The 21,585-nt window shown below is 57.9% G+C and carries 23 protein-coding genes and 1 tRNA gene; 8 read left to right on the top strand and 16 right to left on the bottom strand.

The annotated features are described in order from the left end of the window. Position 1: 1 nt before the first annotated feature. Positions 2–424: an organic hydroperoxide resistance protein gene (locus BM074_RS07200; RefSeq protein ID WP_091920777.1), complete on the bottom strand. Its 423-nt coding sequence runs from the start codon at positions 422–424 to the stop codon at positions 2–4. 159 nt (positions 425–583) lie between these two features. Here BM074_RS07200 and BM074_RS07195 point away from each other — a divergent pair, with 159 nt between their 5' ends. Then, complete coding sequence (locus BM074_RS07195) at positions 584–1,063, top strand: MarR family winged helix-turn-helix transcriptional regulator (RefSeq protein WP_091920775.1); 480 nt, start codon at positions 584–586, stop codon at positions 1,061–1,063. Further along, on the top strand, positions 1,060–1,797 hold the full coding sequence (locus BM074_RS07190) for a haloacid dehalogenase type II (protein WP_091920774.1): 738 nt from the start codon (positions 1,060–1,062) through the stop codon (positions 1,795–1,797). The genes BM074_RS07195 and BM074_RS07190 overlap by 4 nt, the downstream gene beginning before the upstream one ends. A gap of 49 nt (positions 1,798–1,846) precedes the next feature. Here BM074_RS07190 and BM074_RS07185 read toward each other — a convergent pair whose 3' ends face one another. Together BM074_RS07185 and BM074_RS23430 are read right to left on the bottom strand one after the other, a co-directional pair. Then, complete coding sequence (locus tag BM074_RS07185; RefSeq protein ID WP_091920772.1) at positions 1,847–2,881, bottom strand: aspartate-semialdehyde dehydrogenase; 1,035 nt, start codon at positions 2,879–2,881, stop codon at positions 1,847–1,849. Positions 2,882–2,985: 104 nt separating this feature from the next. Beyond that, complete coding sequence (locus tag BM074_RS23430; protein ID WP_255695232.1) at positions 2,986–3,117, bottom strand: hypothetical protein; 132 nt, start codon at positions 3,115–3,117, stop codon at positions 2,986–2,988. 337 nt (positions 3,118–3,454) lie between these two features. On the opposite strand from BM074_RS23430, the gene BM074_RS07180 reads away from it, so the two are divergent. Beyond that, entirely contained in the window at positions 3,455–5,341 is a 1,887-nt protein-coding gene (locus tag BM074_RS07180; protein ID WP_091920770.1) for an MFS transporter, read from the top strand. A 70-nt stretch (positions 5,342–5,411) separates the two neighbouring features. On the opposite strand, the gene leuB is transcribed toward BM074_RS07180, so the two are convergent. After that, on the bottom strand, positions 5,412–6,524 hold the full coding sequence (leuB, locus tag BM074_RS07175; protein WP_091920768.1) for a 3-isopropylmalate dehydrogenase: 1,113 nt from the start codon (positions 6,522–6,524) through the stop codon (positions 5,412–5,414). Positions 6,525–6,680: 156 nt separating this feature from the next. Next, positions 6,681–7,286, bottom strand: coding sequence for a 3-isopropylmalate dehydratase small subunit (gene leuD, locus BM074_RS07170; RefSeq protein WP_027230954.1), 606 nt, complete (start codon positions 7,284–7,286; stop codon positions 6,681–6,683). A gap of 156 nt (positions 7,287–7,442) precedes the next feature. Between leuD and BM074_RS07165 the strand changes: the two genes are divergently transcribed. After that, positions 7,443–8,324, top strand: coding sequence for an HpcH/HpaI aldolase/citrate lyase family protein (locus BM074_RS07165; protein WP_091921546.1), 882 nt, complete (start codon positions 7,443–7,445; stop codon positions 8,322–8,324). Between the two features lie 45 nt (positions 8,325–8,369). Next, positions 8,370–8,576, top strand: coding sequence for a DUF1737 domain-containing protein (locus BM074_RS07160; RefSeq protein WP_027230952.1), 207 nt, complete (start codon positions 8,370–8,372; stop codon positions 8,574–8,576). 44 nt (positions 8,577–8,620) lie between these two features. Here the strand turns inward: BM074_RS07160 and BM074_RS07155 are convergent, their stop codons facing one another. The 6 genes from BM074_RS07155 to BM074_RS07130 form a co-directional block, all read right to left on the bottom strand. Then, positions 8,621–9,046, bottom strand: coding sequence for a metallopeptidase family protein (locus BM074_RS07155; RefSeq protein WP_091921544.1), 426 nt, complete (start codon positions 9,044–9,046; stop codon positions 8,621–8,623). A gap of 75 nt (positions 9,047–9,121) precedes the next feature. Beyond that, positions 9,122–9,718, bottom strand: a complete 597-nt coding sequence (locus BM074_RS07150) for a TetR/AcrR family transcriptional regulator (protein ID WP_244532743.1) — start codon at positions 9,716–9,718, stop codon at positions 9,122–9,124. Positions 9,719–9,793: 75 nt separating this feature from the next. Further along, positions 9,794–9,988 carry a Trm112 family protein gene (locus BM074_RS07145; protein WP_027230948.1) on the bottom strand — a complete coding sequence of 65 codons (195 nt, stop codon included), beginning with the start codon at positions 9,986–9,988 and terminating at the stop codon, positions 9,794–9,796. A 15-nt stretch (positions 9,989–10,003) separates the two neighbouring features. Beyond that, complete coding sequence (locus BM074_RS07140; protein ID WP_027230947.1) at positions 10,004–10,666, bottom strand: LON peptidase substrate-binding domain-containing protein; 663 nt, start codon at positions 10,664–10,666, stop codon at positions 10,004–10,006. Positions 10,667–10,725: 59 nt separating this feature from the next. After that, a complete protein-coding gene (trxA, locus tag BM074_RS07135) occupies positions 10,726–11,706 on the bottom strand; it encodes a thioredoxin (protein ID WP_091920765.1) in 981 nt (326 codons plus the stop codon). Positions 11,707–11,759: 53 nt separating this feature from the next. Next, positions 11,760–12,269 (bottom strand): prolyl-tRNA synthetase associated domain-containing protein, encoded by a 510-nt coding sequence (locus BM074_RS07130; protein WP_091920764.1) that lies wholly within the window; start codon positions 12,267–12,269, stop codon positions 11,760–11,762. 200 nt (positions 12,270–12,469) lie between these two features. Here BM074_RS07130 and BM074_RS07125 point away from each other — a divergent pair. Together BM074_RS07125 and holA are read left to right on the top strand one after the other, a co-directional pair. Then, positions 12,470–12,544 (top strand) — tRNA-Gly (locus tag BM074_RS07125). Positions 12,545–12,685: 141 nt separating this feature from the next. Beyond that, positions 12,686–13,735: a DNA polymerase III subunit delta gene (holA, locus tag BM074_RS07120; RefSeq protein WP_091920762.1), complete on the top strand. Its 1,050-nt coding sequence runs from the start codon at positions 12,686–12,688 to the stop codon at positions 13,733–13,735. A gap of 18 nt (positions 13,736–13,753) precedes the next feature. On the opposite strand, the gene BM074_RS07115 is transcribed toward holA, so the two are convergent. The 5 genes from BM074_RS07115 to mnmE all read right to left on the bottom strand — a co-directional run bounded on the left by BM074_RS07115 (position 13,754) and on the right by mnmE (position 19,512). Further along, positions 13,754–14,638 (bottom strand): ParB/RepB/Spo0J family partition protein, encoded by an 885-nt coding sequence (locus tag BM074_RS07115; RefSeq protein WP_027230943.1) that lies wholly within the window; start codon positions 14,636–14,638, stop codon positions 13,754–13,756. A 41-nt stretch (positions 14,639–14,679) separates the two neighbouring features. Further along, the gene (locus BM074_RS07110; protein WP_027230942.1) at positions 14,680–15,474 is read right to left on the bottom strand and encodes a ParA family protein; all 795 of its coding nucleotides are present in this window, start codon (positions 15,472–15,474) and stop codon (positions 14,680–14,682) included. A 54-nt stretch (positions 15,475–15,528) separates the two neighbouring features. Then, entirely contained in the window at positions 15,529–16,173 is a 645-nt protein-coding gene (gene rsmG / locus BM074_RS07105; RefSeq protein ID WP_091920758.1) for a 16S rRNA (guanine(527)-N(7))-methyltransferase RsmG, read from the bottom strand. Next, positions 16,170–18,041, bottom strand: a complete 1,872-nt coding sequence (gene mnmG / locus BM074_RS07100; protein ID WP_091920756.1) for a tRNA uridine-5-carboxymethylaminomethyl(34) synthesis enzyme MnmG — start codon at positions 18,039–18,041, stop codon at positions 16,170–16,172. The genes rsmG and mnmG overlap by 4 nt, the downstream gene beginning before the upstream one ends. 139 nt (positions 18,042–18,180) lie before the next feature. After that, positions 18,181–19,512 (bottom strand): tRNA uridine-5-carboxymethylaminomethyl(34) synthesis GTPase MnmE, encoded by a 1,332-nt coding sequence (gene mnmE, locus BM074_RS07095; protein WP_091920754.1) that lies wholly within the window; start codon positions 19,510–19,512, stop codon positions 18,181–18,183. 66 nt (positions 19,513–19,578) lie between these two features. Here mnmE and BM074_RS07090 point away from each other — a divergent pair, with 66 nt between their 5' ends. After that, positions 19,579–21,585 carry a thioredoxin domain-containing protein gene (locus BM074_RS07090; RefSeq protein WP_091920752.1) on the top strand — a complete coding sequence of 669 codons (2,007 nt, stop codon included), beginning with the start codon at positions 19,579–19,581 and terminating at the stop codon, positions 21,583–21,585.

Below are 21,585 nucleotides of genomic sequence, written 5' to 3'. Positions count from 1 at the left end.
ATCAGTTAACCGAAAGACGCACGTCGAGATTGCTGCGCGTAGCCTCTGAATAGGGGCAGACAATATGCGCGGCGTCGACAATCTCACGGGCCTGCGTTGCATCGACGCCGGGCATCGTAATGGCAAGGGCAACGTCGAGGCCGAAACCCTTGCCGTCCGCGCGCGGGCCAATGCCAACCGTCGCGGTTACAGCCGTTTCCTCCGAAATTTTAACCTTGCGCTGCGAAGCGACGAATTTGATCGCGCCGAGGAAGCACGCCGAATAACCGGCGGCAAACAGCTGCTCCGGATTGGTGCCGCCAGCACCGTTGCCTCCGAGCTCCTTCGGCGTGGAAAGCGTCACTTCGAGGCGACCGTCTTCGCTCTTGGCAATGCCATCGCGTCCGCCGGTTGCCGTTGCCCTGGTGGTGTAGAGAATGCTCATCGTCGTTACCTCTGGTTGAATTCATTCGACACGCTTTAAATTGCACACAACTTAATTGTACGCAATATGAATTTCGGATATAGATGATAAAAATTAAATGGTGCGCAATCGAAGCACGCCGATTAGATTGTGCTTGCACTAAGAGCAGGAGTTTCCAGAATGAAGAAAACCGCGCCAACTGCATCGGACTCGCTGCTCAAGCTCGACAATTTCCTGTGCTTCGCGATCTATTCGACTGCAAATGCCGTGACCCGCGCCTATCATCCAAGGCTTTCCGCGCTCGGGCTTACCTACCCCCAATACCTCGTGATGGTCGTGCTGTGGGAGGAGGAGAACCAGACGGTCAGGGCCATCGGTGACAGGCTCAACCTCGATTCTGGGACGCTGACGCCACTGTTGAAGCGGCTAGAGGCAATGGACCTTATCACCCGTCGCCGCGACACCGTGGACGAGCGTCAGGTGCTGATCAATCTGACTGACAGCGGGCGCAGCCTCCGTGCAAAGGCAGAAGCGGTGCCGCTCGCGATCGGCAAGGCCTTTGGCTGCACGCTCGAAGACGCCAAATCGCTGAGAACAGAGTTATTGGACATGCGCGACAATCTCATCGCGAGCATCGAGACAAGGGATCAGCCTGCATGAACACAAAGCACAGCACGCCGCTTGAGGTACGCGCATTGTTGTTCGACGTGCTGGGCACCGTCGTCGATTGGCGCAGCGGGATCGCGCGGCAGGTATCTTCTTTCCTTGAGCGTTGCGGCGTCGTTCACGTCGACGCAGCTGATTTCGCCGATACTTGGTCGCGCCTCTACGATCAGGCGACGGACGCGGTGCGCAGCGGCAAACGCCCCTTCGCGCGGCTGGACGTGCTGAATCGGGAAAATCTCGAAGCGGCGTTCAAAGCCGTCAGTATCGAGCCAAAGCTCTTGCCGAGCGCCGACCTCGACGAACTGAACCTCGCCTGGCATCGCCTCGACCCCTGGCCAGACTCGATCTCCGGCCTGACGCGATTGAAGTCGAAATTCATCATCGGGCCACTATCCGGTGGCAATACCAGCCTCCTTCTCGACATGGCAAAGCGCGCCGGACTGCCGTGGGACGTCATCCTCGGATCGGATGTTGTCCAGGTCTACAAACCCGCGCCTCAAGCCTATTTGCGCACATGCGAATTCCTGGGGCTGCGACCTGATCAGGTCATGCTGGTTGCGGCTCACAATGACGACCTAGCCGGAGCGCGTCGCTGCGGAATGCGTACGGCCTTTATTCCAAGGCCAGCCGAGCACGGTCCGTCACAGACCACCGATCTGGCGCCTCTTGACGATTGGGACGTGATAGCCAGCGATCTCGTTGATCTGGCGGACAAGCTCGGCGCATAAAAAAGGGCGCGGTTGCCCGCGCCCTTGATTTCGAAAGTTCCAGTCCCTGTCAGGCTGCGATCTGCTTCGGCTGAATCAGTCCGCGCGCAACGAGCAGTTCGGCGATCTGAATTGTGTTGAGCGCCGCACCCTTGCGCAGATTGTCGGAAACGACCCAGAGTGACAGGCCATTTTCCACAGTGATGTCTTCGCGGATGCGCGAAATATAAGTGGCGTCTTCGCCCGCGGCTTCGTACGGCGTGATATAGCCGCCATCCTCGGCGCGATCGATGACGAGGCATCCTGGCGCATCGCTCAGGATCTCGCGGGCTTCCTGAGCGCTCATCGGGCTTTCAAACTCGATATTGACCGCCTCGGAATGGCCGATGAACACCGGCACGCGCACGCAGGTCGCCGTCAGCTTGATCTTGGGGTCGAGCATCTTCTTGGTCTCCGCAACCATCTTCCACTCTTCCTTGGTGTAGCCATCCTCCATGAAGACGTCGATGTGGGGGATGACATTGAAGGCAATCCGCTTGGTGAACTTCTTGTTCGTCACCGGATCGGCCACGAAGACGGCACGTGACTGTTCGAACAGCTCGTCCATGCCCTCCTTGCCGGCGCCGGAAACCGACTGATAGGTGGCAACGACGACGCGCTTGATCCTGGCCCTGTCATGCAGCGGCTTCAAGGCGACGACCAATTGGGCGGTCGAGCAATTGGGATTGGCGATGATGTTCTTCTTCGTGAACCCGGTAATTGCATCCGGATTCACTTCCGGCACGATCAGGGGCACGTTGGCGTCGTAGCGCCAGGCTGAAGAGTTGTCGATGACGACGCAGCCCTGTGCACCAATCTTCGGCGACCATTCCTTGGAAATGTTACCGCCCGCCGACATCAGGCAGATGTCGGTGTCGGAGAAGTCATAGGTGTCGAGCGCCTTCACCTTCAGCGTCCGGTCCCCGAAGGACACTTCCGTGCCCTGTGACCGCCGCGATGCGAGGGCAACGACTTCGCTTACCGGGAAGCCGCGCTCTTCGAGGATGGTAAGCATTTCGCGGCCCACATTGCCCGTGGCGCCAACAACCGCAACCTTGAAACTCATTTTAGCAATCTCCTGTCCCCTCTCTGCTCTTTGGAAAACCCGCTGGCCGTTGCGGGTCTCACCCCCGGGCCGGACCCGGGAGGGGGCGAGCAGGCCAAGGGAAATCAGACCGTTTTGGTGGTCGTTTTCGCAGTCTGTTTGGCCATGGTGGTGAGGACAGACGCGGGCACGCCAAGGCGTCCGGCGATCATGCCGGAACGGTTCATCAGGGCGAGAGCAATTGATTCGCTTGCCACGAGAGGCGTCTCCATATCCGTCTGTGCTTGTACGCACTTTCGTAAAAGAGTCAATCGCCCGCTCAAATGACAAGAATATGTCGTGTTCCACATGATTTTGGACAATTTACGTAAGGTGCGGGCTTTGCTTTCTTCAATATTTAGTCAACAATTTGCATGTGCATGAGGTGCATGACCTTTGGGGGGAGAAATTCCGGAGGACATTCACCGGCGCATGGTCAACACGAGCCAAGTGCATCGGGGGATATGATCATGCGCAGTGTCGACAGTGGAGAACACCGATTGGGGTTTGCTGTGGGTGTTCTTGGTTCAACTGCCGTTTTCTGGGAGGAATACAATGGCAACGACGTCTTTGGCCGACTCGTCCAGTCGGGGAATGACGCGGGAAGAGAAGAAGGTTATCTTCGCTTCCTCGCTCGGTACCGTCTTCGAATGGTACGACTTTTATCTTTATGGGTCCTTGGCAGCCTTCATCGGCGCGGCCTTCTTCAGCGAATATCCTGAAGCAACACGCAACATCTTCGCACTGCTCGCCTTTGCCGCAGGCTTTCTTGTCCGCCCGTTCGGCGCTCTGGTCTTCGGTCGCATCGGCGATCTCGTCGGCCGCAAATACACGTTCCTTGTGACAATCCTGATCATGGGCCTGTCGACCTTCCTCGTCGGTATCCTTCCAGGATCGGCGAGCTGGGGCATTGCAGCTCCGGTCATCCTGATCGCCCTGCGCATGCTGCAGGGATTGGCGCTTGGCGGTGAGTATGGTGGTGCTGCGACCTACGTCGCCGAACATGCACCGGACAATAAGCGCGGTTATTACACGAGCTGGATCCAGACCACGGCGACGCTGGGTCTCTTCCTCTCGCTCATCGTCATCCTCGTCATCCAGAATTGGCTCGGCAAGGAAGCGTTTGCGGCATGGGGCTGGCGCTTGCCGTTCATCCTGTCCTTTGTCCTTCTCGGCATTTCCGTCTGGATTCGGTTGTCCTTGAGCGAATCGCCTGCCTTCCAACGGATGAAAGAAGAGGGCAAAGGCTCCAAGGCCCCGCTTTCGGAGGCCTTTGGCCAATGGAAGAACGCCAAGATCGCGCTTCTGGCCCTCTTCGGTCTCACCGCAGGCCAGGCGGTCGTCTGGTATTCCGGTCAGTTCTACGCACTGTTCTTCCTGCAGAACGTGCTGAAGGTCGATGGGCAATCGGTCAATATCATGATCGCGATCGCCCTGTTGCTGGGTACGGGCTTCTTCGTCTTCTTCGGCTGGCTATCCGACAGGATCGGGCGCAAGCCCATCATCATGGCGGGTCTTGCACTGGCGATCATCACCTATTTCCCGTTGTTCCATGCGTTGACCTGGGCTGCCAACCCGGCATTGGCGAAGGCACAGGAAACGGTGCGGGCAACCGTTACAGCGGCCCCCGGTGATTGCAACTTCCAGTTCAATCCCGTCGGAACCCGCAAACCGGTCAGCTCGTGCGATATTGCCACCGACTTCCTGGCAAAGAGCTCGATACCCTATGACATCGTAGCGACCGCACCTGCAGGCACACCGGCAACCGTGACGATCGGCAGCGAAACCGTCTCATCGTTCGACGGCGCGACTGCCGGCGCTGATGCTGCGGCGAAGACGGCTGCCTTCACCAAGGGCGTCAACACCGCGCTCCAGGACGGAGGGTATCCGCTGGTCCGCGACCCGGCCAAGGTTGCTGATTCAAAGCTCGATGCCTTTGTAGCGGCCAATCCGAAGCTAGCACTCGACGCTGCCGCCATTCGCGGCGGAACGAAGACCATGGTACCGGTGGCGCAGGCGGTAAAGGACAAACTGATCACCGCTGACGAGGCGGCGGGTGCGACGGAAGTCGCGGTCTTCTCCGTTCCGGGCGCTGGGGCATTCAGAATGGTGGCTGATCCGGCGGCCGTCAATTGGCCGAAGGTTATCGGTATTCTGTTCATCCTCGTGCTCTACGTCACGATGGTTTACGGGCCAATTGCCGCGATCCTGGTCGAGATGTTCCCGACCCGCATCCGCTATACCGGCATGTCGCTGCCCTACCACATCGGTAATGGCTGGTTCGGGGGCCTGTTGCCGGCAACGGTGTTCGCAATGAGCGCTGCCAAGGGCGATATCTACTATGGCCTATGGTATCCGATCGTGATTGCGGCGATGACCCTCGTCATCGGCCTGCTTTTCGTACGCGATACGAAAGGCACGGATCTTCATGCCGTAGAGTGATCCCGCACAAATGAGAAAGCCCGGCGCGATTCTGTCGCGCCGGGCTTTTCTTTTGTTGGTGCGATGCTCCTCAGGCCGCAAGGGCCTTGAACTTGGCGAGAATCGCATCGCCCATTTCGACGGTGCCGACCTTGGTCTTGCCTTCCGACATGATGTCGCCCGTACGGATGCCGTCATCGAGAACGCCGGCAATCGCAGCCTCCAGCCGATCGGCTTCGGCGATCATGTTGAACGAATAGCGCAGGCACATCGCAAACGAGGCGATCATCGCGATCGGATTGGCAGCGCCTGTACCGGCAATGTCCGGCGCGGAGCCGTGCACGGGCTCGTAGAGCGCCTTTCGGCTGCCGGTCTTTGCATCGGGTGCGCCGAGCGACGCCGACGGCAGCATGCCGAGGGAACCCGTCAACATGGCTGCGATGTCGGACAGCATATCGCCGAACAAATTATCCGTCACGATGACGTCGAACTGCTTGGGCCAGCGCACGAGCTGCATGCCGCCAGCGTCGGCCAGCATGTGCTCCAGCTTGACGTCGGAATACTTGGCCTTGTGCGTCGCCGTGACGACCTCGTTCCAGAGCACACCCGACTTCATGACGTTGCGCTTTTCCATCGATGTCACCTTGTTGGCGCGGGTGCGCGCAAGCTCGAAGGCGACACCGGAAATGCGCTCGATCTCGTAGGTGTCATAAACCTGCGTATCGATGCCACGCTTCTGACCGTTGCCGAGATCGCGAATCTCCTTCGGCTCACCAAAATAGACGCCGCCGGTCAGCTCGCGCACAATCAGAATGTCGAGGCCCTCGACCACGTCCTTCTTGAGCGACGAGGAGTCCGCAAGTGCCGGATAGCAGATGGCGGGACGCAGATTGGCGAAAAGCTCCATGTCCTTGCGCAGGCGCAAAAGCCCGGCTTCCGGGCGGACATCGTAAGGAACGCTGTCCCACTTGGGCCCACCCACCGCGCCGAAGAGCACAGCATCGGCGGCCAGCGCCTTGGCCATGTCGGCTTCCGAGATCGCTGCACCATGCGCGTCATAGGCGCTGCCGCCGACGAGGCCTTCATCGAGCACGAACTCGCTGTCAAGTTCGGCATTCATGTAGGCAATGATCTTGCGAACCTCGGCCATTGCCTCGGGCCCAATGCCGTCACCTGGAAGAAGAAGGAGCTTTTTCGATGCCATCAGGGGGAAACCTCTAGAGCGGTTGAATGGAATGGCGGTTCCTTAGCGCAAGTTCGGCAAAGATGGAAAGCGTTGCGCGCAATTTTTTGAAACTTTGGCGGGTCTGCAAATGAAAAGGCCCGCCGAAGCGGGCCCGATAAGCAATCTTAAAAACACTCAAGCCCAGGGGCGCTTTTCCGCATTCGCGGTTTCGAACGTATCGATCTTGGACGCCTTCTCCATCGTCAAACCAATGTCGTCGAGGCCATTGAGCATGCAGTAGCGGCGGAACGCGTCGAGGTCGAAGTGGATCGTGCCGCCATCCGGTCCCTTGATCGTCATCTCCTCGAGATCGATCGAAAGCGTCGCATTGGCGCCGCGCTGCGCATCGTCCATCAATTTGTCGAGATCATCATGGCTGACGCGGATCGGCAAAATGCCGTTCTTGAAGCAGTTGTTGTAGAAGATATCGGCGAAGCTGGTCGAAATAACGCAGCGTATGCCAAAATCGAGTAGGGCCCACGGCGCATGCTCACGGCTCGAACCGCAGCCGAAATTGTCGCCTGCGACCAGAATCTGCGCCTTGCGATAGGCAGGCTTGTTAAGGACGAAGTCCGGATTCTCGCTGCCGTCTTCATTGTAGCGCATCTCGGCAAACAGGCCCGTCCCGAGACCGGTGCGCTTGATCGTCTTCAGGTAGTCCTTCGGGATGATCATGTCGGTGTCGACATTGACGATGGGCAGCGGAGCCGCAACGCCGGTGAGCTTGGTGAATTTGTCCATGGTGTCAGCCTGCAGAATTCCGGAAAGAGACGTATGGTTCGCTTTACACCAGCTTTGCAGCGAATCAAAGCGTTTCGCCTGTGGCACTTTGAGCGCTGCGCCGCTTCACGCAGGATTGCACTTGTCTTGATGCGGCGATCAAGGCACAAAACCGCCATGACGAAACCTTTTCGCCTGCGTCGCTCAGTTCTTTACGTTCCCGCATCGAATGCCAAGGCCCTTGCCAAGGTCGCTTCGCTGCAAGCGGATGCCGTCATATTCGACTTGGAGGACGCTGTGGCTCCCGAGGCGAAAGAGGCCGCACGAGAAAGTCTCCGTAACTATTTCCATGCCCAATCAGCAACCAGAGCGGAGCGGATCATCCGGATCAACGGGCTTGATACCGAATGGGGCGCCGAGGACCTTCTCGCCGCCCGCGCCTGTAGGCCCGACGCCATTCTCCTGCCTAAAGTTCAGACGCCGCAGGACGTGACCAACGTCGCCGAGGTTCTCGACGATACCGATGCTTCGGAAAACATCCGGTTATGGGCGATGATCGAGACGGCCCGCGGCATCCTCAACGTCGATGCAATCGCCGAGCTTGGACTGCGTTCGACCGCGCGTCTTGACTGTCTCGTCGTCGGCACCAACGACATAGCGAAGGAAACAGGAACTCGTCTGGAGAAGGGCCGCGCGTTTTTCGTTGCGTGGCTGATGCAGGTGCTGCTTTGCGCGAGGGCCGGCAAGCTGGATGTCATCGACGGTGTGTTCAATGACTTTGCTGACCTTGCGGGATCCGCCGACGAATGCGCCCAGGCCGCAGCGATGGGCTTTGATGGCAAAAGTCTCGTTCACCCCACGCAGATCGAGCCCGCCAATGTGGCATTCCTTCCCGATGAACAAGCCTTAAGTGAAGCGCGTGCCATTGTCGCCGCCTTTGCGCAGCCGGAGAACGCCAACAAGGGTGTCATCTCGCTCGCCGGAAAAATGATCGAACGCCTGCATCTTGAAACGGCACAAAAGCTCGTGACAAAGATGGAGGCTCTTGGCAAAAATTGAGCGAAGCCGGATCGGCTGGTTTCGCTTTGAACCTGGGAAAACACCATGAAACTTTATCGGCTTCTGACGGGCCCTGATGATGCGAGCTTCTGTCACAAGGTTACGGCCGCCATAAACAAGGGATGGCACATTTACGGATCGCCGACCTACGCCTTCAACTCGGCGACGGGGGTGATGCAATGCGGCCAGGCAGTCGTCAAGGATGTCGATGGCGTGGACTATGAGCCGGGTATCAAGCTCGGCGACTACTGAATCGCTCTAATGCCGGCCCGCGCTTCATCGCCTGCGGCCGGCCTCTACCCGTCGACGGTAGCCTCGATCCGTTCCATGTCCTCATCCGATAGGCCGAAATGGTGGCCGATCTCGTGGATCAGGACATGGGTCACGATATCGCCGAGGGCCTCTTCATACTCAGCCCAATAGTCGAGGATTGCACGCCTGTAGAGGGTGATGCGATTTGTCTGCTGTCCCGTCTGCAGCGAGAAACGCTCACCGATGCCCGTTCCCTCGAAAAGCCCAAGAAGATCAAACGGCGATTCCAAGCCCATATCTTCGACGATCTGGTCCTCGGGGAAATCCGAGATCTGAATGGTGATATCGCCGCAAAGGCTGCGGAAGGTTTCCGGCAGATGTGCATAAGCCTCGATCGCCAGCGATTCGATCTCGCCAAGGGAAGGTGACAATCGGTTACCCCAGTCGGCAGCTTGGTTGCTTCGGGCCATTACAACTCCATGATGACGTTCCGGCATCATATAGTGCGTTTTGCCGCCATATGCGAGGTGTGTGCTTGCCAGCATTCACGCGTTGGATTTGGCACCAAGCAGCAGCCGTTCCATACGCCTGAAGCTTTCCGCAAGCACGGTAGGGTCGCGAAGGCCATGGGCAAGCATAATACCGCCCTGCCATTCAGCCACCGCGTTGCGTGCTATCGCAAGGGCAGTGGATGGCCGAATGCCCGAGCGCCCCAGCTCCCGGCCGATGAAACCGATGAGGAGGCTGAAGGCTTCGGCCGCTCGGCTCGCCGCCTCAGGTGAATCGCGGCGAAAATCCCGGATGCCCAGCGCGATCGGACAACCATGCTCGACGCGGCTCTTGAGCGATTGGGCGAGTTTGTCGATCAGCAGTTGCAGGCGACGCCGGGGATCCTGGTCCGAGGCGACGATCTGGGTCAGCATGTCTTCGGTTTCGGCAACGAAAATGTCCGCGACGCTGCGTGCGAGATCGGTCTTAGTCTTGAAATAATAGTAGATATTGCCAAGCGGAATGCCGGAGCTGACCGCTATATCGGCGAGACTGGTCACGGTATAACCCTGGCGCCAGAACAGCCCCGCAGCCGTCGCAGTCAAAATTTCCCGTTTGTCGTTTTGCCTTGGCATCTGCGCTCGGTCAGTCATTCAACTGACTCGTATTATGGCGCAAAGCCGGCTGAAAGCCAATCGCTGGAACGATGAGACAATCAAGGAAGCCGCCTAATCCTCGATCGGCCGCGCTTCCGATGGAAGCATTATCGGAATGCCGTCACGAACCGGATAGGCAAGATGAGCGGATTTGGAAATCAGCTCGGAGTTCGCCTGATCGTAGGTCAGCGGACCCTTGGTCAAGGGACACACCAGCAGTTCCAGCAGTTTGACGTCGATGGGAGTATCGCGTTTCTCTTCGGCCATTGCGAGGTCCTCGTCCTATTGCAGGCTGCCTTCAAAGCCATCTTCATCCTTGGCGAGGGCTATTTCGGTGATGGCTATAAGCGTCTCTGCCCGGGTCTTGAGGTCGGCGGCTTCGAGCAGCGCCTGCTTTTCGGCCGCGCCGAACGGCGACATCATCGCCAATGCGTTGACAAGTGTCTCATTGCCGGCGCGGGCGATGCCGTCCCAATCCGCTTCCAGGCTGTTGGCGTCGAGATAGGCGCGGAAGACGCGCAGGAGCGCCGCGCGATCGACTTCCGACTCATCGGCTTCGTCGAGATCGGCACGCAAGGGTGCGATCTTGCATTGCCGGAAGGGCGCTCGCGTTCCAAGTTCCTTGACGATACGAAAACGGCAGATGCCTTGAAGCGTGATCAGCACGCGTCCGTCGCCCGTTTCAGCGAAGGAGGTGATTCGACCGAGGCAGCCGACTTCGCACAGCTCCGCTTCTTCACCCTCCTCCTGGTCAAAGCGCGGCTGAATCATGCCGATGATGCGCTTGCCGGAAAGCGCCGCATCTATCATCGCAAGGTAGCGCGGTTCGAAGATATTGAGCGGCAGTTGTCCGCCGGGTAGCAGCAATGCCCCCGACAGCGGAAAGATCGGCACGCTCTCCGGAATATCCTCCAGCGTCCGATAGCGCACGTTTCCTGCCTTCATCATTTTCTCCAAGCCGGATCGGACAAGTCGCGACCGACGGCTATAGTGCCTGATTTTCCTCAGGAAAACAGCAGTGATGACAATTTACGGCGCGCAGTGACGGAAGATGGATCGGTTGGGCCCCACGCGTCGAAAAACTGCAACAGCTGTTTGCGGGCGCCATCGTCGTTCCAGCCACGATCGGCCTTCATGATGGCGAGAAGATGATCGGCTGCCGCATCCCGCTCACCCTTCGCGTTCAGGATCATCGCAAGATCGAAGCGCGCCTGATAATCCTTGGGGTTTGCCTGAAGACTGGCTTCAAGCGCTACGGCATCACCGAGCGTCGCAACCTGCTCGGCAAGCGCAATCCTGGCCTCGGCGGTGCGCACACTCGCATCCTGCCGCTTGTCAGCCGGTACGAGATCCAGGCTCGCCCTCGCCTGCGCCACGTCGCCGAGTTCGACAAGCGCGGTTGCGAGTCCGGCGAGAGCTGCGACGTGATCCGGCACCTCGCCGAGGATGGCGGAATAGATTTGGGCTGCCTCCTCAAAATGGCCTGTCTCCGTCGCCTCGGTTGCGGCATCAAGCGCCGATTGAATAGCGGCGTCCCTGCCGCCATCCGGCGAAGCGATACGGTTGATGAACTCGGTGACTTTGGACTCTGGCAGGGCCCCCATAAAACCATCGACCGGCTTGCCGTCGGCAAAGGCGATAACAGCGGGGATGGATTGAATGCCAAGCTGCCCGGCGATAGCCGGATGATCGTCAATATTCATCTTGACGAGTTTCACCCGTCCGCCGGCGGTCTGCACGGCCTTTTCAAGTATCGGCGTCAACTGCTTGCAGGGCCCGCACCACGGCGCCCAGAAGTCGACCAGAACCGGCTGTTGCTTTGATTCGGCAATCACGTCCTTGGAGAAAGCTGCCGTTGTCGTGTCCTTGATCAAATCAGCGGCGGCCGCCGTACCGTTCGGCGCACTTGCGCCGAACGGTACGCTTGTTGCGCCGGTGGTTGCAGCGCCATAGCTGCTGCCAAACGGGTTGTCAGTGTTGCTCATCAATTTCTCCCGTTCTCCGTCAGGTGTTCGCAAAAGCTCGAAGACACCAGCTATCAGTTTGGGACCGATCCGTCTATTTTCAAGATCAGCGGATCATGTCCGGTCGCCTTGAGGAACGTCAAGAGATCATCGCGACTGATGGAACTCGTAGCATCATTGCTGAGGGGATGTGCGTTGATAGTGTCGTGCTGCATGAGCCCCTCGTCGAGGACCACTCTCACTTGATGCTGACCATCATTGATCACGCCAAAAACGCTCACCGCACCCGGAACGAGGCCAAGATATTCGAGCAGTTTTTCCGGCTTGCCAAAGGAAACACGGCTCGCCGCGCCAATCTTGTTGTGGATCGTTTTCAGGTCGACCTCGGCCTCCTCGTCGACCGTCACCAGGAAGAAGTTGTCCTTCTTGTCCTTGAGAAAGAGATTTTTCGTATGTGCTCCCGGTATCTGACCGCGAAGATCCTGGGCTTCGCCCACCGTGAAGACCGGCGCATGGCGAATCGTCGATATTTCGATGTTGAGTTCGTCCAGAAACTGCAGCAGCTCGTCGAAAGTCTTGGGCATGACAACGTTTTCAAGGGGTTTAGCGGGGGCTTCTGCGTTGTAGATAATGGCTTGATGAAGCGGCCTCAAGCGAAAAGCCCAGTCAGATCAGGGTGTTTTGCCGATTTTTCGCTATATCGTTCAGAAGTTGAAAAAACCCTGTTGCAATTAGCCGGCGCTTGGGCCATATAGGCCCCGCTTCGCAAGACAGACTGGTGCATGCGGGAGTAGCTCAGGGGTAGAGCACAACCTTGCCAAGGTTGGGGTCGTGGGTTCGAATCCCATTTCCCGCTCCAGTTGTCTCAATAATTTGAAGCACTTAAGCAAGGCGTCCTTCGGGGCGCCTTCTTGCTATTTAGGCCCGCCGATCCAACGGTGATACCCACATCAGCCGCTGCGCATTGCAATCTTCAACCAAAGCGGTAAATCCTAGGATCATGGCACAGAAGAAAGCGCACGAGGTCGATTCGTTCCTGAGAAGGCTCGATCGAGCCTATCCCATCATTCTCATCTATGGGCCCGACAAGGGGCTCGTCAGCGAACGCGCAGCCGCATTCATCAGGCTTACGGACCTTTCCCCGGATGACCCGTTTGCCGTAATCCGGCTCGATGCGGATGCGGTTCAGGCAGAGCCCGGAAAACTATCCGACGAAGCCAATACCATTTCCATGTTTGGCGGTGAGCGGCTGATCTGGGTGCGAAATGCCTCCGGCCAAAAGGGCCTCGCCGATGCAGTCGCCCATCTCGCAAAAAACCCGCCGCAAGCGACCTTCATTCTCATCGAAGCCGGCGACCTGAAGAAGGGCGCCGGCCTGCGTGGCATCGTCGAACAAAGCGCCAGCGCCATGGCCTTGCCCTGTTACAGCGACGATGCGCGCAGCCTCGATGGGACGATTGATGAGATGATGACGCGCTATCGACTGCAGATCAGCCTCGATGCCCGTAACCTCCTCAAGGAGAGCCTCGGCGGCGACCGGCTGGCGACGCGCGGTGAACTTGAAAAAATCTGCCTCTATGCGCACGGGAGCGAGCGCATCACCATAGATGACGTGCGGGACATCATTGGCGATGTCAGCGCCGTATCCCATGAAGCGATTATCGACGCTATCATGGTGGGCAATCTTGCCGATTTTACCCACGCCTTTGACCGGGTAATTGGCACGGGCTCATCAAGCTTTCTCATCTTGAGCACCGCGATTCGCCAGTTTCAGTCGTTACAAACGTTACGTTACGGCATGGAAACGGAGGGCAAAAATGCGGGATCGGCCGTTGCGACGGCCAAGCCGCCCGTATTTTTTGCGCGCAAAAAGCTCGTGGAGACGGCATTGCAGCGTTGGTCAACCCTGACGTGTGCCCGCGCCATCGAGCGCTTGCAGAAAACCGTTCTCGAAAGTCGGCGCAATGCGGATCTGGCTGTGCCAATTATCCGCCAGTCGCTCATTGCGCTGGCGGCGGAAGCGGCGCGGGCCGGACGGCCCGGCCGTTAACGGGATTTCGCTCGGAAATCAGCTTTGCAGGCGCCGGCAAACCTCGTCGAGTTGCTCCAGCGTCGTGTAATGAATGCGCACGTCGCCGCCCTTGTTCTGATGATTTACCGTCACGCGCATGCCGGTCACATCGGAAAGCAGCTTTTCCAAAGCCCGTGTATCGGCGTCCTTTTCGCTGTCGCGCTCGGCCCTCGGCTTCGGTGTCGGCGACTCGCCGCCGCTTTGCGCCAAGGCCTCGGCCTGGCGTACTGACAGCCCATCGCGCACGATCTTGTCCGCGAGTGCGCCGGGATTCTCGGCGGTTATAAGCGTACGCGCGTGGCCGGCGGAGAGCGCGCCATTGGTGATCATGTCGCGTACAGGCTCCGGCAATTTCAATAGGCGCAGCGTATTGGCGACATGGCTGCGGCTCTTGCCGATCACTTGCGCAAGATCAGCTTGAGTATACTCGTGATCGTCTATAAGCTGTTGATATCCCATGCCTTCTTCGATCGGATTGAGATCGGCGCGCTGGACGTTCTCGATGATCGCAAGCTCAAGCGCAACGCGATCATTAACCTCGCGAATGATCACAGGGATCGATGCCACGCCGGCGCGCTGCGCCGCACGCCAGCGGCGTTCTCCGGCAATGAGTTCATAGTGATCCGGCGAACCGCTGACGGGACGCACGACAACCGGCTGGACGATGCCGTGTTTGCGGATCGACTGCGTCAGATCCTCAAGATCGCCTTCCGTGAAAAGCCGGCGCGGATTGCGTGGGTTGCGCGTAATGAATTCGATCGGAATGTTTCGGTCCTGAGGCGCCACCGGATGCGATGCGCTTTCCTCGGGAACGCGGTCCATTTCACCGATAAGCGCCGCAAGTCCACGGCCAAGGCGCTTTTTCGAGAGATCTTCATTCATGGTCGTCAACTTTCATAATCATTTCGTCTTCGAATCGATATTCAGGCCGCGCGCAGATGGCGCTCGCGCTGGATGACTTCCGATGCGAGCTGAAGGTAGGCCTGGCTGCCTGCGCATTTCAAATCATAAAGGATAGCCGGGATACCGTAAGAGGGCGCTTCAGAAACGCGAACATTACGCGGAATGACCGTCCGATAAACTTTGTCCCCCATGAACGAGCGTACATCGTCAACCACCTGCGTCGCCAGATTGTTACGGCCGTCATACATGGTGAGGACAATGCCCTGTATATTCAGCTGGGGATTGAGCGAAGCACGAACCTGGCTGACGGTTTCCAGCAGCTGGCTGAGCCCTTCGAGCGCGAAGAATTCACACTGCAAAGGCACCAAGACCGAGTCTGCAACCGCCATGGCGTTCATCGTCAATAGATTCAGGGAAGGCGGACAATCGATCAATATATAGGAATATGGCGAGGCGGCCGGGTTGCCACGGAAGGCCTTGCGCAATCGCGTGGCCCGGTCCGCAGCGTTGGCGATTTCCATTTCGACACCAAGGAGGTCGAGTGTCGATGGAATCAAAGACAAATTCGGAACTGCTGTCACAACCGCAGCGTCCTCCACCGATGCAGTCTGCATAAGTACATCATACGAGGAAACGTCGCGATTTTTGCGATCGATACCAAGCCCGGTGCTAGCATTGCCCTGTGGATCAAGATCGACCACCAGGACGTTCTCGCCAATAGCTGCCAAGGCCGTTGCCAGATTGATTGCGGTGGTTGTCTTGCCAACCCCGCCTTTCTGATTGGCTATGGTAATGATGCGAGTCTGACTGTTCATCACTATCTTCCTGAGCAGAAACCGTATTCCAGAGGCGGACGAATCGCGCGTGTGTTAGACGCGAGGTTCGGTTGGGCGCAGATTGCTGATCTGCAAGATTACCGAATCTTTGTCGACCGCACTTTGGTGTTCTACCAGATCGAAGACCCAATCGTCACGGGTTTCCGCGATTTCTCGCCGGTAATCCCGCCCTTTTTGAAAAAGCGCGGTCGCTCCGCCTCTGAGCCACGGGCCGGCAAGAACGAAGAGGTCACTTAAAGGTGCCAATGCACGAGCCGTCACAATATCCGGCGTTGCGATCTTGCTCCATACATTGTCTATCCGCGCCGCGTGAACGATCCCGGGTGCCTTGAACTGCCCGATCGCGGTCCGCAAGAACGCCGCCTTCTTGCCGTTGCTCTCAACCAGGTCAATTTTTCCGCCATAGTGTTCATTAAGAAGAATTGCGATTACGACGCCCGGAAAGCCTCCGCCCGACCCCAGATCCAGCCACGTCTTTGCATTAGGCGCGAGATTGAATAATTGCGCGCTATCGACAATGTGACGATCCCACAGCTGATCAAGCGTAGATGGGGAGGCGAGATTGATCGCCTTTGACCATTTGCGGAATAGGTCTTCAAACCCGATAAGATCATCGACTGTTTCACGTGAAACAGTGGATAACACTTTTTTTAGACTTGCTTCGCGCTGATCACTCACGCGACGTCTCGAGCGCCTGTTGTCACCTTGCGTATCTGGGTAATGATCAGAGCAAGGGCAGCCGGTGTCATCCCATCAATGCGCTGGGCTTCCGCGATCGACCGCGGCTGTCGCTGTTTCAGCTTTTGCTTCAACTCGTTCGAAAGTCCCGAAGTCGTTGCAAAGTCAACCGACGCAGGAATCACGAGAGCTTCCTCTCGCTCCATTGCCGCGACGTCGGCCTTCTGGCGGTCGAGATAGACAGCGTACTGCGCTTCGATTTCCAGCGCTTCGGCAATGCGCGGATTGAGTTCACCAAGTTCGGGCCAAATCCGCTTGATCCGACCAAGATCAATATCCGGAAATGCCAAGAGATCGTAGGCCGACCGGCGAATGCCATCGCGGTTGAGATGAAGATCATGAGCCGCGGCGGCATTTGGTGTAATCGTCAGGCTCTGAGCAAGTTCACGCGCCGAATCGAGGTCGCGGGTCCGTGCTGCAAAGCGCGCGCGACGCGCAGCACCGAGAATGCCCAGCTTCTCAGCCACCGGCGTCAAGCGCTCGTCGGCATTGTCGGCGCGGAGAGACAGCCGGAATTCTGCACGGGAGGTAAACATTCGATAGGGTTCGCTCACACCGCGGGAAGTCAGATCATCGACCATTACACCGATATAGGCTTCTGTCCGCTGCAGAATAACCGGGTCACCAGCCCCTGCCAGGCGTGCCGCATTCAAGCCCGCTAGCAGACCTTGAGCACCAGCTTCTTCGTAACCCGTAGTACCATTGATCTGCCCTGCCAGAAACAGGCCGCCGATGCGCCGCGTCTGTAAAGCACGGTCAAGTTCGCGTGGATCGATAAAATCATATTCGATCGCATAACCAGGCTGCAACATTGTAGCGTGCTCAAGCCCGGGGATCGTCTTCAAGATATCGTTCTGTACCTCTTCAGGCAGCGACGTCGAAATACCGTTTGGATAGACTGTGTGGTCGTCCAACCCTTCGGGCTCCAGGAAAATCTGATGTCCATCGCGGTCGCCAAATTTGACAATTTTGTCTTCGACCGAGGGACAATAGCGCGGACCAATCCCTTCGATCGAACCTGAGTACATCGCTGAGCGATGCAGGTTCGCCCGGATGATGTCGTGAGTCTTAAGCGTCGTCCGGGTGATGCCACAATCAATCTGCGGGTTAGTGATGGCGTCCGTCATCAGCGAGAAGGGCAGGGGTTCTTCATCCGCCGACTGGACATCCAGTCCGTCCCAGTCAATGGTTCTACCGTCCAATCGTGGTGGGGTGCCCGTCTTAAGCCGACCCAGCGCAAACTCGTGACGCATTAGCGTATCGGAGAGTCCCAGAGCCGGCGCTTCGCCCATCCGACCCGCCGGTATCTTCTTCTCACCGATGTGGATGAGACCGCGAAGAAAAGTTCCAGTCGTCAGCACGACGGCGCCGCAAGAGAGCACGCACCCGTCCACGAGCTGAACGCCAGTCACCTTACCGTCGGCGATGATCAGGTCATTGGCTCCACCCTCGACCACATCCAGATTTGGCTGCTCTGCGATAGCTTGCTGCATTGCCAGCCGGTAGAGCTTGCGGTCGGCCTGCGTTCTCGGCCCGCGCACCGCGGGGCCCTTGCGGCGGTTGAGCAATCTGAACTGAATACCCGCAGCATCCGCCACACGCCCCATCAAGCCATCAAGAGCATCGATCTCTCGGACGAGGTGGCCCTTACCCAAGCCGCCGATGGCGGGATTGCAGGACATAACTCCAATTGTATCCGCGCGATGTGTTACCAGCGCGGTTTTCGCGCCAAAGCGCGCGGAGGCTGCCGCAGCCTCGCAGCCAGCGTGGCCACCACCGATGACGATGACATCATAGACGTCTTGCACGATACATTGCTTTCAGAGATTCGAATCCTTGCCTTGATGGGCAAAACTCAACGTGGAGTCAAGTATGGGCCGCTATACAATGTTTCACGTGAAACATCAGTATTTCGAAAAGCTCGTTTGACTCGATGTTTCACGTGAATCATTTGCCGATGCAGAACTGCGAGAAGACGACATCAAGTATATCCTCAACATCGACATGGCCCGTAATTCGTCCCAGCGCGAAGGAAGCGCGTCGCAAGAACTCGGCCCGCACTTCGAGAGGCGAATTGTCTTGTCTGACGGCCATTTCAAGTTCGTGGCTCGTTACCGCCAGAAGCTCGAGATGACGGCGGCGCGTCGGTAATGGATCACTCAAATTGCCCGCAGCCTCGGCGGCGCGTTTAGCGAAGATCGCGAGCAACGCTTCAAGTCCATCATTGTCTCGTACGGAAATCACCAGATCGCAGTCATCTCGTTTATAGGCCGGGTTCAGGTCGAACTTGGTGCCAACACGCAGCACGGCCGCGTTATCGACATCTCCCGGGAAGTCGGCGGCAGCATTGGAAAGATCGACCAGCGCGACCACCAGGTCGGCGGCCGCGGCGCGTTCTCGTGCACGATTAATTCCGATGCGTTCGACTTTCCCCTCCGTGTCACGCAAGCCTGCCGTGTCCGTCACGAGGACCGGAAGGCCTCCGAGGTCAAGTTTGATCTCAATTAAGTCGCGTGTTGTTCCAGGCTCGTCGGAGACGATGGCGACATCGCTTCCCGCAAGCGCATTGAGCAGACTTGACTTACCTGCGTTGGGCTCTCCTACTATGACCACACGGAAGCCGTCGCGAACAAGAACGCCTCGCTTGCCGTCCGCCACGTGCTTGCTAATCCGTTGGCCGAGTTCGCTAAGTTCGGTCCACACCTGATCCGAGACTGAGCCCGGCACATCCGCCTCGTCGGCAAAGTCGAGTTCTGCTTCGATAAGCGCGCGCGCGCGAATGAGCTCCTGGCGCCAACCCGAATAGAGCGACGCTTGCGCTCCCGAGGCAATGTGCAAGGCGAGCCTCCGCTGCCCCTCGGTCTCGGCAGCAATGAGGTCTGCAAGCCCTTCGGCGACCGTCAGGTCGAATTTGCCATTTGCATAGGCGCGCTTGGTAAACTCGCCGGCCTCGGCCATCCGACAACCCTCAAAGGAGTACATGCAGGTAATCATTGCCTCGACGACCGCCTTGCCGCCGTGCAGATGAAATTCGCCGCACTCCTCACCGGTGAAACTCCTCGGAGGCGGAAAATAGATAACAAGGCCTCGGTCGATAGGATTACCGTCACCATCAACGAATGTTTTCAGCGCAGCCACGCGTGGCGCTGGCAACTTACCGCAGATTGTTTCGATAACGAATCGAGTCTCTGGTCCAGACAGGCGGATGACCGCGACACCGGAAGGCAGTCTGCCACTAGAAAGTGCGAATATAGTCTCGCCGGAGACGCTCTGTTTCATTTTAATCATCCGTACTAGAATGTCTCAATAGCCATTCAAGGCTTCTTCGAAAAGGCTGCAGCGAAGATGACTGAGCAACGAAACCTACTTGGCCAGGAATCAAGCCCTTACCTGCGTCAGCACGCCACGAATCCTGTCCATTGGCGGGCTTGGGGTCCTGCTGCACTCGCCGAGGCACGGGATGTGCAAAAGCCTATCCTGCTATCTGTGGGTTATGCCGCTTGCCACTGGTGCCACGTTATGGCCCACGAGTGTTTCGAAGACACCGAGGTGGCGACTCTGATGAACGAGCTTTTTGTCAACGTCAAGGTCGACCGCGAGGAGCGACCCGACATCGACCAAATCTATATGGCCGCGCTCGGCGCTATGGGCGAACAGGGCGGATGGCCCCTGACGATGTTTCTAACGCCGGAAGCAAAGCCTTTCTGGGGCGGCACCTATTTTCCGAAGCATTCACGCTATGGCAAGCCCGGCTTTCTCGATGTCCTGCGCCTGATCAGCAAGGTGTGGCATGAAGACAGGATTCGCGTCGAACAAAACGTTCAGGCTCTAGTGAATCATGTCAGCAGTCGCCTTGATGCGCGTGCGGAGCCGTCAAAACTTGATGCAGCACTCTTTGATCAATTCGCCAACAATGTCTTCGAAATGATGGACCTCGAGAAAGGCGGCATTGCCGGTGCGCCCAAGTTTCCGAGTGCGCCGTTCATGGATGCTTTATGGCTGTCCTGGCTGCGTACTAGTGCGAAGACCCATCGCGACGCCTTTTTGACCAGCCTGCATATGATGCTGCAGGGAGGAATCTACGATCACCTAGGGGGAGGACTGTCGCGTTACTCGGTGGACGAGAACTGGCTCGTGCCGCATTTCGAAAAGATGCTTTACGACAATGCACAGATGATCCGCCACGCCACCTGGGCATATGCGGCAACTGGCGAAGATTTGTTTCGTGAACGAATCGAAGAGACGGTGGCGTGGCTGGAACGAGAAATGCGTATCGATGGCAGGTTCGCTTCGAGCCTCGATGCAGATAGTGAGGGCGAAGAAGGCCGCTTCTACGTATGGTCGAGCAAAGAGGTGCCGGGCGACGCGGATTTCGAGACCTTCCACGAAGTCTACGATGTGAGCGAAGGCGGTAACTGGGAGGGTAAAAATATCCTTAACAGATTGCGAACGCCTCGATTGGGCAGCGCCCAGGAAGAGGCAGATCTCGCTCGCCAACGGCGCAAGCTTTTTGAGTTGCGCAACGCCAGGCTGAGACCTGGCCGGGACGATAAGGCACTAACCGACTGGAATGGCCTTGCCATTCGTGCGCTTGCCGAAGCTTCGGCTCTATTTGATCGCCCGGATTGGCATACGCTTGCGATTGAAACCTATCGTTCCGTTGCCGAATCGATGGTTGAGGACCGTCTTCCTCACTCAGTCTTGGGAAATTCGCGCCAATTTCCGGGATTGTCGTCCGACTACGGCGCCATGATGAATGCCGCGCTTTCATTGTATCAGGTAACGCATGAGCACGCCTATATCGCCGACGCTCGCCGCTGGCTTGCTGCGCTTGATAATTGGTATCAAGCTCCGGACGGCGGATATGCCCTGACCGCTTCCGATAGTGGCGACGTTATCATCCGCGTGCGCGGGGACCAGGATGAGGCCATACCAAGCGCGACCGGCCAGATCATCGAGGCCATGGCGCGTCTTGCCACGCTATCCAACGACGACCAGCTGCGCGAGCGAACGGAGCGGATGACGGAAGGTGCAATCGGCCGTGTGCTGCAGCAGCGTTTCGGCCAAGCCGGGGTTCTCAACAGCGCCAGCCTGCTGCTCGAGCCTTTGAAACTCACCATTGTGACGCCAACCCTCGATCACCCGCTGGTGGAGACCGCACGGCGTTCTCCCGATCCGCGGCGCAGCGATATCTGGATTGAATTCACCGAAGGCAAGAAGGTCGAACTCATAGGCGGCGGTGGCGATGTCACAATAGAAAAACCCGCGGCCTATCTTTGCCGCGGGTTTGTATGCCTTGCACCTGTAACATCTGCCGAAGCGCTGTCTGCACTGCTTCGACCGGGCAGCTAG

This window comes from Phyllobacterium sp. CL33Tsu (assembly GCF_900113985.1).
Lineage (GTDB): Bacteria > Pseudomonadota > Alphaproteobacteria > Rhizobiales > Rhizobiaceae > Phyllobacterium > Phyllobacterium pellucidum.
Note: the sequence above shows the minus strand (reverse complement) of the source record. Positions and strands in the feature narration are given on the sequence as shown.